Annotated in this window: 15 protein-coding genes; 6 read left to right on the forward strand and 9 right to left on the reverse strand. The window is 62.2% G+C overall.

What is annotated here, in order from left to right:
* Nucleotides 1–11 precede the first annotated feature (11 nt).
* Nucleotides 12–845 (reverse strand): 3'(2'),5'-bisphosphate nucleotidase CysQ, encoded by an 834-nt coding sequence (cysQ, locus tag R6G97_RS00910; protein WP_043208327.1) that lies wholly within the window; start codon nucleotides 843–845, stop codon nucleotides 12–14.
* Nucleotides 842–1408 carry an ADP compounds hydrolase NudE gene (gene nudE, locus R6G97_RS00915; protein WP_317847701.1) on the reverse strand — a complete coding sequence of 189 codons (567 nt, stop codon included), beginning with the start codon at nucleotides 1406–1408 and terminating at the stop codon, nucleotides 842–844. The genes cysQ and nudE overlap by 4 nt, the downstream gene beginning before the upstream one ends.
* 64 nt (nucleotides 1409–1472) lie before the next feature.
* Here nudE and yrfG point away from each other — a divergent pair, with 64 nt between their 5' ends.
* On the forward strand, nucleotides 1473–2135 hold the full coding sequence (gene yrfG / locus R6G97_RS00920) for a GMP/IMP nucleotidase (protein ID WP_317847702.1): 663 nt from the start codon (nucleotides 1473–1475) through the stop codon (nucleotides 2133–2135).
* 78 nt (nucleotides 2136–2213) lie between these two features.
* Here yrfG and lysM read toward each other — a convergent pair whose 3' ends face one another.
* Nucleotides 2214–2654: a peptidoglycan-binding protein LysM gene (gene lysM, locus R6G97_RS00925; RefSeq protein ID WP_317847703.1), complete on the reverse strand. Its 441-nt coding sequence runs from the start codon at nucleotides 2652–2654 to the stop codon at nucleotides 2214–2216.
* A gap of 173 nt (nucleotides 2655–2827) precedes the next feature.
* Between lysM and fdhD the strand changes: the two genes are divergently transcribed.
* Complete coding sequence (fdhD, locus tag R6G97_RS00930; RefSeq protein WP_043208317.1) at nucleotides 2828–3667, forward strand: formate dehydrogenase accessory sulfurtransferase FdhD; 840 nt, start codon at nucleotides 2828–2830, stop codon at nucleotides 3665–3667.
* Nucleotides 3668–3912: 245 nt separating this feature from the next.
* Nucleotides 3913–4395 (forward strand): glycine zipper domain-containing protein, encoded by a 483-nt coding sequence (locus R6G97_RS00935; RefSeq protein WP_043208314.1) that lies wholly within the window; start codon nucleotides 3913–3915, stop codon nucleotides 4393–4395.
* A 66-nt stretch (nucleotides 4396–4461) separates the two neighbouring features.
* Here R6G97_RS00935 and R6G97_RS00940 read toward each other — a convergent pair whose 3' ends face one another.
* The 3 genes from R6G97_RS00940 to hslO all read right to left on the reverse strand — a co-directional run bounded on the left by R6G97_RS00940 (nucleotide 4462) and on the right by hslO (nucleotide 7696).
* Nucleotides 4462–4896, reverse strand: a complete 435-nt coding sequence (locus R6G97_RS00940) for an acyl-CoA thioesterase (RefSeq protein ID WP_043208311.1) — start codon at nucleotides 4894–4896, stop codon at nucleotides 4462–4464.
* Between the two features lie 179 nt (nucleotides 4897–5075).
* Nucleotides 5076–6617: a phosphoenolpyruvate carboxykinase gene (locus R6G97_RS00945; RefSeq protein WP_043208309.1), complete on the reverse strand. Its 1542-nt coding sequence runs from the start codon at nucleotides 6615–6617 to the stop codon at nucleotides 5076–5078.
* A gap of 179 nt (nucleotides 6618–6796) precedes the next feature.
* The gene (hslO, locus tag R6G97_RS00950) at nucleotides 6797–7696 is read right to left on the reverse strand and encodes an Hsp33 family molecular chaperone HslO (protein WP_043208307.1); all 900 of its coding nucleotides are present in this window, start codon (nucleotides 7694–7696) and stop codon (nucleotides 6797–6799) included.
* Nucleotides 7697–7804: 108 nt separating this feature from the next.
* On the opposite strand from hslO, the gene R6G97_RS00955 reads away from it, so the two are divergent.
* On the forward strand, nucleotides 7805–8605 hold the full coding sequence (locus tag R6G97_RS00955; RefSeq protein ID WP_043208304.1) for a phosphatase PAP2 family protein: 801 nt from the start codon (nucleotides 7805–7807) through the stop codon (nucleotides 8603–8605).
* Nucleotides 8606–8636: 31 nt separating this feature from the next.
* Here the strand turns inward: R6G97_RS00955 and R6G97_RS00960 are convergent, their stop codons facing one another.
* Nucleotides 8637–9038, reverse strand: coding sequence for an RNA-binding S4 domain-containing protein (locus tag R6G97_RS00960; protein ID WP_043208302.1), 402 nt, complete (start codon nucleotides 9036–9038; stop codon nucleotides 8637–8639).
* A gap of 109 nt (nucleotides 9039–9147) precedes the next feature.
* On the opposite strand from R6G97_RS00960, the gene rimB reads away from it, so the two are divergent.
* Both rimB and rimK read left to right on the forward strand, forming a co-directional pair.
* Nucleotides 9148–9630, forward strand: coding sequence for a retropepsin-like aspartic endopeptidase RimB (gene rimB, locus R6G97_RS00965; protein ID WP_043208301.1), 483 nt, complete (start codon nucleotides 9148–9150; stop codon nucleotides 9628–9630).
* Nucleotides 9627–10532: a 30S ribosomal protein S6--L-glutamate ligase gene (rimK, locus tag R6G97_RS00970; protein WP_043208300.1), complete on the forward strand. Its 906-nt coding sequence runs from the start codon at nucleotides 9627–9629 to the stop codon at nucleotides 10530–10532. The genes rimB and rimK overlap by 4 nt, the downstream gene beginning before the upstream one ends.
* A gap of 31 nt (nucleotides 10533–10563) precedes the next feature.
* Here rimK and R6G97_RS00975 read toward each other — a convergent pair whose 3' ends face one another.
* Both R6G97_RS00975 and ompR read right to left on the reverse strand, forming a co-directional pair.
* Entirely contained in the window at nucleotides 10564–11877 is a 1314-nt protein-coding gene (locus R6G97_RS00975) for an ATP-binding protein (RefSeq protein WP_070572020.1), read from the reverse strand.
* 123 nt (nucleotides 11878–12000) lie between these two features.
* The gene (ompR, locus tag R6G97_RS00980; RefSeq protein WP_043208299.1) at nucleotides 12001–12741 is read right to left on the reverse strand and encodes an osmolarity response regulator transcription factor OmpR; all 741 of its coding nucleotides are present in this window, start codon (nucleotides 12739–12741) and stop codon (nucleotides 12001–12003) included.
* Nucleotides 12742–12935: the final 194 nt, after the last annotated feature.

A 12935-nucleotide genomic window follows, 5' to 3' on the forward strand; every position in this document is an offset into this window, starting at 1 on the left:
TCCTAAAGAACTCAGCGACCGATGGCCGCTGCCAATTGCAACAAGGCCGGACGCCACGCAGCCGCGCCAGGCAAGGCCAGGAAGAATTCATTGAGCAGGGATTCACGCGCCGGGTAGCGGAAGGGCTGGCCATCCAGCCCGATGACCTCGCCCCCGGCACCTTCCAACACACCCTGGGCAGCAGCGGTATCCCACTGGGAGGTCGGCGCCAGTCGCGGATAGCAATCCGCGGCCCCTTCGGCCAACAGGCAGAATTTCAGCGAACTGCCGACATTGGCCAGTTCAAGCTCGCCAACGGCGCTGCCCAGCCCGCCCAACAGCGCTTCCTGCTGAGGGCTGGAATGTCGCTTGCTGGCGACCACCGTGAAGCGCCCGCCCTCCGGCGGTTGCCGACGCACCCGGATCGATTCGGCAGAACCATTCACCTCGGCGCGCCACGCGCCCAGCCCCCGGCCGCCGAAGTAGCAGCGGCCATTGGTCGGCATCGCCACCACACCAAACACCACTTCGCCCTCTTCAATCAAGGCGATGTTGACAGTGAACTCCTCGCTTCCGGCGATGAACTCCTTGGTGCCATCGAGCGGGTCGACCAACCACCAGCGGCGCCAGGCCTGGCGCTCGGCCAGCGGAATCTCGCAGTCCTCCTCCGACAGCACCGGGATATGCGGGGCCAGCACCTGCAAGCCGTCCGCGATGACCTGATGAGCGGCGAGGTCGGCAGCGGTCACCGGCGAGTCATCAGCCTTGGCCGTCACCGCCACATCGGCGCGCCAGAACGGCAAGATCGCCTCACCCGCCAGACGGGCCAGTTTCACGACTTCGTCCATCAATTGCTGATCGTTCATACGCTGAGCACCCCCCGCTGGATCATCAGGTCGCGGGCCAGGTACAGCGCTGCGAGCGCCCGGCCTTCGGAGAATTGCGGATGCATGGCCAGCGCCGACAGTTCACGCAAATTGACCTTGTCCACGCGCATCGGCTCGGGCTCGTCTCCTTCCAGACGTTCTTCGTAGAGATCGGTGGCGAGTACCACCTGGATCTTCTGGCTCATGTAGCCAGGTGAGAGGGACAGCTCGGTGAGATGCTCCAGTTGGCGCGCGCCGAAGCCGGCTTCTTCCTTGAGCTCACGGTTGGCTGCGGCCAGCACGTCCTCGCCAGGCTCGATCAGGCCCTTGGGCAAGGACAATTCATACTCATCGGTGCCACCACAGTATTCTTCCACCAGCACCGCGTGCTCGGCATCGAGCATGGCCACCACCATCACCGCGCCGTAGCCATTGCCGCGACCGACCAGGCGTTCGTAGGTCCGCTCGGTACCGTTGGAAAAACGCAACTGCACGGCTTCGACGCGGAACAGACGGCTGCTGGCGACGATCTCGCGGGCGAGGACGGTGGGTTTCTGGCGCATGGGGCGGCTCCTTGGCGTGAACGGGTTACTATACCGTGGCTTGCCGACCTAACGAGAGTTTCCCATGCCCGTTCTTCCTTGGTCCGCCATCGATACCGTCCTGCTGGACATGGATGGCACCCTGCTCGACCTGCACTACGACAACCAGTTCTGGCTGGAGCACCTGCCCCAGCGCTACGCCGAGCTGCACGGTGTCAGCCGGGCCATGGCCGAACTTGAGCTGCAGCCGCTGTTCGAGCGCAATGCAGGCACTCTCAATTGGTACTGCCTGGATTTCTGGAGCCGCGAGCTGAACCTGCCGATCCGCGAGCTCAAAGAGGAAATCGCCGACCTGATTGCGCTGCGCCCGGACGCCGATACCTTCCTCGCCGCAATCCGCCAAGCCGGCAAACGCGTGGTGCTGATCACCAATGCCCATCGCGACTCGCTGTCACTGAAGCTCGAGCGTGTGGAGCTGGCGCCCTATTTCGAGCGGCTGATCAGTTCCCACGACTACGGATTTCCCAAGGAAAGCCCGCAGTTCTGGGACGCCCTGCAGGCGGACATCGGCTTCGATCCTGCGCGCAGCCTGTTCATCGACGACACCCTGGCGATCTTGCGCAGTGCGCGACGCTTCGGCGTGGAGCATTTGCTGGCCGTGCGCCAGCCCGACAGCAAGGCGGGACCGCGTGATACTCAGGAGTTCGCCGCGGTGGAGGATTACCGGCAACTGCTGGAAGGTCTGTGAGCATGCAGTCGCGGATGAACCCGCTCCCACGACGATCACACGGGAGCGGGCTTATCCGCGCATCGGGACAACAGGCAATCAGTCAGGAATGCGCAGCACCTGTCCCGGATAGATCTTGTCCGGATGCTTGAGCATCGGCTTGTTGGCCTCGAAGATCTTGTTGTACTTGTTGGCATCGCCATATTCGGCCTTGGCGATGGCGCTCAGGGTATCGCCTTTCTTGACCGTGACGAAGCGTGCCGCCTGGGCCACGGGCCCTGTGACGGTGATCTGGTCGTCCACTGATGCCACGCCATCGATGTTGCCCGCCGCCAGGATGATCTTTTCCTTTTCTTCCTGGCTCGCCACCTCGCCCTTGAGCACGATCGTATCGCCCTGGACGGTGGCGGAGATGTTCGGGTTACCCAAGCCGACGGATTCGACGTGCTTCTTGAGCTGCGCCTCGGCGTTGGCGTTTCCGGGCGTCAGCAAGTCGATCAGTTTTTCACCGGCTTCCTTCACGAAACTGAACGGGCTCATGTCGCTCTCCTTGATGATCAAACATGGGAAGCAGGAGTCTAGGACAGACTTGGCCAATCCGCCTCGCCAAGCCAATCGACGTCCTCTATCAGGGGATAGAACCTAGCGACTAGACGTCGCCCGCCTGCAAGCCTAGGCTTGTGCAGGTAACAAGCCGCCGGTAATCCGCTCTGATGAACAGCAAACCCCCAGTCTGTGCGGCGTCCATGCCTCTTGCCTTGCCTGCCGCCAGTAATACCTACGACTACGTACAACTCACCGACGAGGTGCGCGACAGCACGCCGCTCGCCGAAGAGGTGGCTCTGGCCATCGTCTACAACGGTCTGAACCAGGCGGTGATGCTGGTCAGCCCTACCCATCTGGAAGACTTCGCCGTCGGCTTCAGCGTTGGCAGCGGTATCGTCGCCAGCACCGACGAAATCTATGACGTGAAGCTCTCCGGCAGTGGCTCGGCGCTCTACGCCGACCTGGAAATTTCCAGCCGCGCCTTCTGGAATCTGAAGAACCAGCGCCGTCAGCTAGCCGGCACCAGCGGCTGCGGTCTGTGCGGCGTCGAAGCCCTGGAGCAGGCGCTACCCGAGCTGGCCACGCTGCCCGGTGCGCCCCTGCCTCCTGCGCACTGGTTGGCCGGGCTGCGCCAGCGCATCGATGCCTTCCAGCCCCTGGGGCAGCACTGCGGCGCGGTGCATGCGGCGCTGTTCATGGACCGTGACGGCGAGCTGCTACTAGGCCGTGAGGACATCGGGCGCCACAACGCGCTGGACAAGCTGATCGGCGCGTTGCTGCGCCAACGCATCGATACTGAGGGTGGCCTGGCCATCGTCACCAGCCGTTGCAGCCTCGAACTGATCCAGAAAGTCCTGCGTGCCGGCATCCAGACCCTGGTCAGCCTCTCGGCACCGACCGGCCTGGCCCTGCAATGGGCGCGTAAGCACAATCTCAATCTCATCCACTTGCCCAAACACAGCGCACCACGGGTATACAGCCCTGTGGCGCAGCAGTCGCAGGGATGAACGCGCCCGAGACCGCGGCCTCCCCCCTCTGTTCGAAAGCTGGCGAACAGCCATAAAAAAAGCCCTGTGCGCAACGGCCAGGGCTTTGTCTCAAGTAGCTTCAGACAAGCAAAATTTGAGAAAGTTTCACCTAAAAAACAAGAAGTTAGAGAATTGTGTACAAGTCGTGCTACTCGTCGGATTTCCATTGCCAGCCGCCTCGCCGAGCCTCAAATTCGCCTCGTCATCCCTATGAGGCTCTCTCGATGAAGAAGTACTCCTCGATTCTGTTGTTGTCTTTCAGCTTGCTCAGCGGCGTTGCCATGGCCGGTGGCAATACCGAGGCCGGCATTGGCGGCGCATTGGGTGGGGTACTCGGCTCCGTAGTAGGTAACTCCATCGGTGGTAGCACCGGCGGCGCCATCGGTGCCGGCCTGGGCGGTGCGGCCGGCGGTGCCCTGGGTGCCGACAAGCGTCAGCGCGGTGAGGCCGCCATCGGTGGCGCACTGGGCGCGGCCGGCGGTAACGTAATCGGTCGCTCGATGGGCGGCACTACCGGTAGCCATATCGGTGCAGCCGCAGGTGGTGGTGCCGGTGGTGCCCTGGGTAACTACCTGGGCAACAAGGCCGACGATGACGATCGTCACGACCGCCGCTACCGTCGTGACTACGACGGCCGCCGTCACTGGGACCGTGGCCATCACTACGGCCATCGCAAGCACAAACGCCACTGGCGTTACGACGACTGATCATTCAGTCAAGCAAAGGCCCTGCCCTGACCGGCAGGGCCTTTTCGTTGGTGTCGACTTTGCGGCTCAGCCGTTGAACTGCAAGCCCGCCAGGGACGCCTGCAGGGCGTCGGGGAAGGTCACCGGGTTGCCGGAGGCACGCTCCACGAAGACCTGCACCACCGTCCCCGCCGCACAGGCTTGCGGCTCGCCTGGACGGAACAGCGCCAGGTGGTACTCCACCGTGCTACCTGCCAGGCGCACCACGCCCAACCCCACTTCGAGCACATCGGGAAACCCTGGCAAGGCATAGAACTGCGCCGCCGAGCTGATCACCACGCCCACCAGTTCACCCTCGCGCAAGTCCAGCTCGGCCTGCTCGACGAGAAACGCCTGGATGGCCGTCTCGAAGTAGCCATGCACCGTCGCGCCGGCAATATGACCATTGATGTCGTTGTCGTGGGGGCGGGTGAGGATAGGATGGAAGTGGTTGAAATGGCTGCGCTGAGGGGATTCGGTCATAGGTTACCCAGGCTTGGTTACGCGAGTGGAGGTTGCGGCCGTCATTAGGAGCAGTTGGGCTGCCCAGCAGCCCAATCACCGGACAAGCCCTCGATTGCTCCAGTGACCATACCATCGGCTCAGGACCAGAAACAAAAAAGCCGCCCCGAGGGGCGGCTTTTTCGTCCGTGCTCGCGTGCTTACAGCTGCGGGCCAGCGGCCTTGATGGCCTCGGAGACGTCGAACTTCTTGAAGTTCTCGATGAACAGATTGGCCAGGCCTTTGGCGGCCTCGTCGTAGGCAGCCGAGTCAGCCCAGGTGTTGCGTGGGTTGAGCAGGACGGTTTCGACGCCCGGAACGGCCTTCGGCACATCCAGGTTGATGATGTCCAGGTGCTCGGTCTCGGCACCGATCAAGGCACCACTCTGGATCGCAGCGATCACGGCACGGGTGGTCGGGATGCTGAAACGCTTGCCAACGCCATAGCCACCACCGGTCCAGCCGGTGTTGACCAGGTAGACCTTGGAGCCGAAGCCTTTGATGCGTTTGATCAGCAGCTCAGCGTACTCACCAGCCGGACGTGGGAAGAACGGAGCGCCGAAGCAGGTGGAGAAGGTCGACTTGATGCCGCCGCCCGAACCCATCTCGGTGGAACCAACCAGCGCGGTGTAGCCGGACAGGAAGTGGTAGGCCGCCTGCTCATTGTTCAGGATCGAAACCGGAGGCAGAACGCCAGTCAGGTCGCAGGTCAGGAAGATGACCGCGTTCGGCTCGCCGCCCAGGTTCTTCTCGGAACGCTTCTCGACGTGCTCCAACGGGTAGGCGGCGCGGCTGTTCTGGGTCAGGCTGCCATCGGCGTAGTCGGCGTGCTTGGCGTCGTCGAGAACGACGTTTTCCAGCACCGCGCCATGCTTGATGGCTTTCCAGATGACCGGCTCGTTCTTCTCGGACAGGTCGATGCACTTGGCGTAGCAGCCGCCTTCGATGTTGAAGACAACGCCTTCGCCCCAACCGTGCTCGTCGTCACCGATCAGGTAACGGCTCTCGTCGGCCGACAGGGTGGTCTTGCCGGTGCCGGACAGACCGAAGAACAGGGTCACATCACCTGCTTCGCCGATGTTGGCGGCGCAGTGCATCGGCAGAACGTCGGCAGCTGGCAGCAGGAAGTTCTGCACAGAGAACATGGCTTTTTTCATTTCGCCAGCGTAACGCATGCCAGCGATCAGCACTTTCTTCTGGGCGAAGTTGATGATCACGCAACCATCGGAGTTGGTGCCATCACGCTCTGGAACGCATTCGAAATTGGCGACATTGAGCACTTGCCACTCTTCACGACCGGCCGGGTTGTACTGGGCCGGATTGATGAACAGGCAACGGCCGAACAGGTTCTGCCAGGCAGTCTGGGTGGTCATCTTGACCGCCAGGTAGTGCTCGGCGGCAGCGCCTACGTGAACGTGGGAAACGAAGTGCTCTTGGGCGTTGTTGAACGCCTCGACGCGAGCCCACAGAGCATCGAACTTGTCAGCCGGGAACTTGCGGTTGATCGGCCCCCAGGCAATGGCACCGGAGGTGCTGGGCTCGTCGACGATGAAACGGTCAGCCGGCGAACGGCCGGTACGATGACCGGTTTTCACAACCAGTGCGCCAGTATCGGCCAGCTCGCCTTCACCGCGGGACAGCGCTTCTTTTACCAGCTCATCGACGGTCAGGTCGGTGTACACGGTGTTGTTGGCTTGCGTCATGAGATACCCCATCCGGCCCAAGGCCGAGTGCTCCAAACGTTTTGTAGTTGTCTATTTCAAACTACTACAGCGAAAAAAGTGGCCGGATTATGCCAGAAAAGCCCAAAAAAAGTAGGCCCCTCCTGTCAGAACTGCGCTTTTGCGCAATTCGACAGGAGTTTCTCCTGTAGTGAACCGTTTCAGTGCTGAGTATCTGACGGTGCCTCGGTGCCACCACCTGCAAACAATTGCGCCACATCGCTCGCGTCGAAGAAATAGCGCTCGTTGCAGAACTGGCAATCGATCTCGACCTTGCCACCACACTCTTCCACCAATGCCTTGGCATCCTCTTCTCCAAGGCTCACCAATGCATTGCCGGAACGCTCGCGCGAGCAGCTGCAATGGAAGCGCAGGGGCTCGATGTCGAACAGACGCACGGCGTCCTCATGGTAGAGGCGGTGCAGCAGGGTTTCGTTGTCCAGAGACCACTCCTCAGGCTTGAGGGTGCCTGCCAGGGCCACGACATGCTGCCAGCTGCCCTCGCGCTCTTCTTCGTCGCGCTGGCGATCGACCGGCAGCTGCTGCAGCAGCAGGCCACGGGCCTTGCCACCCTTGGCGTCGAGCCAGAAGCGCGTGTTGAGCTGCTGGGACTGGACGAAATAATTGGTGAAGCACTCCGACAGGTTGGCGCCATCGAGGTCCACGGTGCCCTGGTAACGCTGGCCCTTGACCGGATCGATGGTCAAGGTCAGGTGACCGTCAGGCATCAGCTGGGCCAGGGTCGCGTCGGCCGGGATCTGGTCCGCCTCGTAGCGCGCCATGCCGCGGATATCGCGATCGCTGGAGCACTCGACCATCAACAGCGGAATCGGCCCCTGGGAGCGTGCCTGAAGCACCAGCAGGCCATCGAACTTGAGTGCGCCCACGAGTAACGCGGTCGCCGCCATCAGTTCACCCAGCAGCACGGCGACCGGCTGAGGGTAAGGATGACGGGCCAGCACGTCGGCATAGCTCTGCTCGAGCGCCACCCACTCGCCGCGGATATCGCGGTCGTCGAAGATGAAACGCTGGGTGAAGTCGGTATCCGGCAAATCGCTCATAGGTTTTGGCTATCTAAAAATGATGACAAAATGGTTACAGGGAATTACGACTCCCGTGGCAGAGCGTCCACGAGACGCTCTTAACCCCGTTGGTAATAGAGGTATTTTATGGACAATCGACCACTGTTCCAAGCAAGGTGGTCCTGGGGACCCCTCGTAGCCTGTACCCTGCTGCCTGTTGCTCTACTGTGTTTCTGGTTATGGCCTTTTGGCCAGATCCTATGTCTGACTTTAGACGAGTGGCTGTTCCACAGCCTCAACGCGCCGTTGGCCGACAACACCCTCTGGCGATACGTCTGGACGATCGGCAGTCTGCGTCCTTTCGATATTGTCGTCGGCTTGATCTTGCTGGCCCTGCTGATCCGGGGCAATTGGGTGTTCAAGGCGACCCAGGTGCGCGAAGCCTTCTTCGGTTTTCTGGTAACGCTGCTCCTCTTAGTGGTGGTTCGCGTACTGTTTTCCAAGTGGGTGGCGATCATGGGCTGGCAACACAACAGCCCATCAATGGTCTTCGACAACGTAGTCCATCTGAGCGACTACTACCCGAATCTGGAAGCCAAGTGGGAACTGAAGGATCGCTCCAGCCAGAGTTTCCCTGGCGATCACGCTTCGGTGCTGTTGATCTGGGCGCTGTTCATGACCCTGTTCAGCCGCACCCTGCTGCAGCGGCTGGTGATCTGGGGCCTGGCATTGCTGTTCATGCTGCCGCGCCTGGTGGCAGGCGCCCATTGGGGGCAGGACGACTATATCGGCGGATTGCTGATGGCCGTGCTGGCCTTGGGCTGGAGCTGCTACACACCGCTGGCGGCAAAAGCCAGTGCGGCGTTACTGCGATGGACCGCCCCGTTGTTCAGCTGGCTGGCACGATTGCCGCTGGTGGGCAGGATGAGCGTCATTCGCACGGCCTGAATGGTCTTCGGGGCCGCGCTGCGGCCCCTACTCATTCATAACTGCCATGCAGCTGATGAATCTGGCGCCGCTGCTTCTTGGTCGGCCGCCCATCGGTGGTCACACCGAGCGCGCCAGCCTTGCGCATCTGGGCAGCCTGTTCACGACGCCGAACGCTTTCTTCGGTCTCTTCGTACAAGGCCTGCGCCTGCGGCGCTCCGCGACGTACATCCGACAAGGCCTTGACCACTACGGTACGTTCATCGAATCCGGTACGCAGCACGAATTCGTCACCCACCCGAGGCTCCTTGCCCGGCTTGCAGCGTTCTCCCCGGCAATGCACCTTGCCACTCTCAATGGCCGCCTTGGCCAGGGCCCGGGTCTTGTAGAACCGCGCCGCCCATAGCCATTTATCCAGGCGTACCTTGTCGTCTTCTTCCGCTTTGTGGGCCATCCCATTACCTCGAATTCTGTCTTTCACGGAACTGTACTACCGTAACTTGCGGATGCAAAAAGTCCGTGCCGTGCTTACAGTTCACCACCTCATTCGCAGGGCGTGTTTCGTGAAGACATTTGACCATCTGACTGTAATCGGCCTGCGCGAGTGGGTCGCCTTGCCCGACCTCGGCCTGGCGGGCCTGCGCGCCAAGATCGATACCGGCGCCAGCACCTCCAGCCTGCACGCCACGGACGTAGAACCGTTCGAGCGCGACGGCCAGTCCTGGGTGCGCTTCACCGCTCATCTGGGGTCAGTGGTGCAACTTCGCCACCGTCGCTGCGAAGCCCCGTTGGTCACGATGAAAACCATCAAGAGCTCCAACGGCCAAGCCCAGGTCCGCTATGTGATCCGTACGCCGCTGGCGTTGGGCGACCGGGTCTGGGAGGTGGAGTTCACCCTTGCCTGTCGCAAAAACATGCGCTATCGCCTGCTGCTCGGTTCCAAGGCGCTGATTCACGGCCAGCTGGTAGTCAATCCTGGCCTTAAGTACGTTCAGGACAAACCGGCCTTTCCGGCCACCCTTTCCCCTGTCACAGGTGCTGCATGAAGATCGCTGTGCTGTCGCGCAATCCGCGTCTGTATTCCACCCGCCGCCTGGTCGAAGCCGGTACCCAGCGTGGTCACGAGATGGTGGTGATCGATACCCTGCGCGCATACATGAACATCGCCAGCCACAAACCGCAGATCCACTATCGCGGCAAACCGCTGGAAGGTTTCGACGCAGTCATACCGCGCATCGGCGCGTCCGTCACCTTCTATGGCTGCGCGGTGCTGCGCCAGTTCGAGATGATGGGTGTCTACCCGCTCAACGAGTCGGTGGCCATCGCCCGCTCACGCGATAAGCTGCGCTCCCTGCAACTGCTGTCGCGTCGCGGAATCGGCCTGCCGATCACAGGTTTCGCTCATTCGCCGGATGACATCCCCGACCTGATCCAGATGGTCAACGGTGCCCCCTTGGTGATCAAGGTGCTCGAGGGCACCCAGGGCATCGGCGTGGTGCTGTGCGAAACCACCAAGGCCGCCGAATCGGTGATCGAGGCATTCATGGGCCTGAAGCAGAACATCATGGTCCAGGAATACATCAAGGAAGCGGGCGGTGCCGACATCCGCTGCTTCGTCGTCGGCGACAAGGTCATCGCGTCGATGAAGCGCCAGGCCAAGCCTGGCGAGTTCCGCTCCAACCTACACCGCGGCGGCGTCGCCAGCCTGATCAAGATCACCCCCGAAGAGCGCATGACCGCCATTCGTGCGGCCAAGGTCATGGGTTTGAGCGTGGCGGGGGTGGACATCCTGCGCTCCAATCACGGGCCACTGGTGATGGAGGTGAACTCCTCGCCGGGGCTCGAGGGGATCGAAGTCACCACCGGCAAGGACGTGGCCGGGATGATCATCGAACACCTGGAGAAGAACGGCGGGCCGAACCAGACACGAACCAAAGGCAAAGGCTGAGCCAACACAGCCGCGGAGCCATGACAGGGCATCAAACGGCGTTACGGGGCAACAGCAACCCCAATGGCAACCTTACCCGCGCTTCGATTCCGCCACCGGAACGATTGCGCAACTCGACATTGCCCCCGTGCTGGGCCGCGATCCGCTTGACGATCGCGAGCCCCAACCCGGTGCCCTTGCCGCCTCGGGCACGGTCCCCGCGGATGAAGGGGTTGAAGATGGTCTCCAACTCCGACTCGTCTATCCCCGTCCCTCGGTCCAGTACGCTGAGCACCACATAGGGCGCGCTCTGGTCACCCGACACGTACGCCGCCACTTCGACCCCTTTGCCCGCATGATGCAAGGCATTACCGATCAGGTTACCCAGCATGCGCTTGAGCGACACCCGACGCAGCGGGAACGGCGGAATCGGCTCCAGGCACAGGCGCACCCGCTCCTCCGGCTGGTTGTAAGGCGCCACGACTTCGCGAACCAGTGCGCCCAGATCGGCCACTTCCACCGGCTCGTCCCGACCATCGCGGATGAAGGCCAGGAACTGGTCGAGGATCGCATCCATATCCTCGATGTCGCGGACCATGTCATCGGTCAGCTCACTGTCGTTAGCCATCAATGACAACGACAGGCGCAGGCGGGTCAGGGGGGTGCGCAAGTCATGGGACACTCCCGCCAGCATCAGTTCACGCTCGCGTCCGGCCTGCTCGACGTCTTCGGCCATCTGGTTGAAGGCCCGGTACACCTCGGTCATCTCGCTTGGTGTGTCGCTGATCGGCAACCGCACGCTGCGCCCCTGGCCCAGCTGCCGGGCAGCGAACACCAATCGCTTGAGCGGCTGGTTGAGCTGGCGCACGAAGATCCACGCCGAAGCGGTGGACAACAAACCGATGGCCAGGAACCAGCCCAGCACGTTCCAGATCTTCTGCCCCCGCAGCGGGTGCGGATACAAAGGCACCTTCAACCAGCCGGGGCCCAGGCTCGGCGCGTTGACCCACAAGGCAGGCGGCGCGTGGATGCGCAACCGCACCTCGGTGTCATCGCCAAGTTCGGCCTGCATCTGGCGTTGGTAGATCTCGCTGTAGGGCCAATGCTGTTCACCCTCCGGCACACCGGAGCCGGTGACCCGGATCAACCCTGCCGCCTCGGCGATCTTGTCGCGGTTCTCCTCGTCGGCGGCCCAATAGGCGCGCAATGTCAGGGCCACGCCATGGCTGTACTGGCGATCGACCAGCACGTCCTCGTTCATCAGCAGGTACACCAGCGTCAAGGCCTTGGAGAACAGGACGACGATCAGCACCAGCCACAGGGTGCGGGCGAAGAAGCTTTGCGGGAACCAAAGAGGCGTTTTCATCTGGACAACTACTGCGCTGCGCTCACGGGCGGGGCTCGACAGGGTGCGGGCCTGATCCAGACGCAAACAGGGCGACCCCATCGGGTCGCCCTGGTGCGTGATGGCAAGCCTGCAGGCTCATGTTCATTTGCTGGCGTTTCCGTCCGGCACGAAGACGTAGCCTACACCCCACACGGTCTGGATATAGCGCGGTTTGGAAGGGTCCGGCTCGATCATGCGGCGCAGGCGCGAGATCTGCACATCGATGGACCGCTCCAACGCATCCCACTCGCGGCCGCGAGCCAGGTTCATGAGCTTGTCGCGGGTCAGCGGCTCGCGAGCGTGCATGACTAGCGCCTTGAGCACGGCGAACTCGCCGGTGGTCAGCATGTGCACTTCATCGCCACGCTTGAGCTCGCGAGTAGCCAGTGAAAGTTCGTAGTCGCCGAACGTGACGGTCTCGTCCTCGCTGCCAGGGGCACCCGGTACGCTCGGGGCCTGGCGACGCAACACGGCCTTGACTCGCGCCATCAGCTCGTCCGGGTTGAAAGGTTTGCCCAGGTAATCGTCGGCCCCCAGCTCCAGGCCCTTGATGCGACTGAGCTCGTCGCCCTTGGCGGTGAGCATGATGATCGGGATCTGGTTGTTGGCCTTGCGCAGGCGGTTGCAGGCAGAGAGGCCGTCCTCGCCGGGCAGCATCAGGTCGAGCACCACCAGGTTGAAGACCTCACGGGCCAGCAGGCGGTCCATCTGCTCGGTGTTGGGCACCGCGCGGGCACGATAGCCCTTGCTGGTGAAGAAACGTTCCAGCAGGCTGCTCAGCCCCGGATCGTCATCGACGATGAGAATCTTCTCGCCTTCAGCGGTATTTGCGGTGCTGGTCATGAATAACTCCTTTGGTATCGCCGCGCATTATGGCGTAGCCATGACAACGCGTGCCGTGTGCATTGTTAGCAGATTTTTCCCATGGCGCCACTTCCCGCCTGGCCGAGGCTGGCCCGGCGCTATCACCGCAAGCCCGGCACGATGGGTATAATGCGCCGCTTTCACCCTGCGCCGCCGGGCCTGAATGCCCCCTT

It is taken from the genome of Pseudomonas sp. HTZ2 (assembly GCF_033173945.1).
GTDB lineage: Bacteria > Pseudomonadota > Gammaproteobacteria > Pseudomonadales > Pseudomonadaceae > Aquipseudomonas > Aquipseudomonas guariconensis.

Coding starts and splice junctions, on each gene's coding strand:
- cysQ (WP_043208327.1), bottom strand. CDS start 845: ATGAACGATCAGCAATTGATGGACGAAGTCGTGAAACTGGCCCGTCTG.
- nudE (WP_317847701.1), bottom strand. CDS start 1,408: ATGCGCCAGAAACCCACCGTCCTCGCCCGCGAGATCGTCGCCAGCAGC.
- yrfG (WP_317847702.1), top strand. CDS start 1,473: ATGCCCGTTCTTCCTTGGTCCGCCATCGATACCGTCCTGCTGGACATG.
- lysM (WP_317847703.1), bottom strand. CDS start 2,654: ATGAGCCCGTTCAGTTTCGTGAAGGAAGCCGGTGAAAAACTGATCGAC.
- fdhD (WP_043208317.1), top strand. CDS start 2,828: ATGAACAGCAAACCCCCAGTCTGTGCGGCGTCCATGCCTCTTGCCTTG.
- R6G97_RS00935 (WP_043208314.1), top strand. CDS start 3,913: ATGAAGAAGTACTCCTCGATTCTGTTGTTGTCTTTCAGCTTGCTCAGC.
- R6G97_RS00940 (WP_043208311.1), bottom strand. CDS start 4,896: ATGACCGAATCCCCTCAGCGCAGCCATTTCAACCACTTCCATCCTATC.
- R6G97_RS00945 (WP_043208309.1), bottom strand. CDS start 6,617: ATGACGCAAGCCAACAACACCGTGTACACCGACCTGACCGTCGATGAG.
- hslO (WP_043208307.1), bottom strand. CDS start 7,696: ATGAGCGATTTGCCGGATACCGACTTCACCCAGCGTTTCATCTTCGAC.
- R6G97_RS00955 (WP_043208304.1), top strand. CDS start 7,805: ATGGACAATCGACCACTGTTCCAAGCAAGGTGGTCCTGGGGACCCCTC.
- R6G97_RS00960 (WP_043208302.1), bottom strand. CDS start 9,038: ATGGCCCACAAAGCGGAAGAAGACGACAAGGTACGCCTGGATAAATGG.
- rimK (WP_043208300.1), top strand. CDS start 9,627: ATGAAGATCGCTGTGCTGTCGCGCAATCCGCGTCTGTATTCCACCCGC.
- R6G97_RS00975 (WP_070572020.1), bottom strand. CDS start 11,877: ATGAAAACGCCTCTTTGGTTCCCGCAAAGCTTCTTCGCCCGCACCCTG.
- ompR (WP_043208299.1), bottom strand. CDS start 12,741: ATGACCAGCACCGCAAATACCGCTGAAGGCGAGAAGATTCTCATCGTC.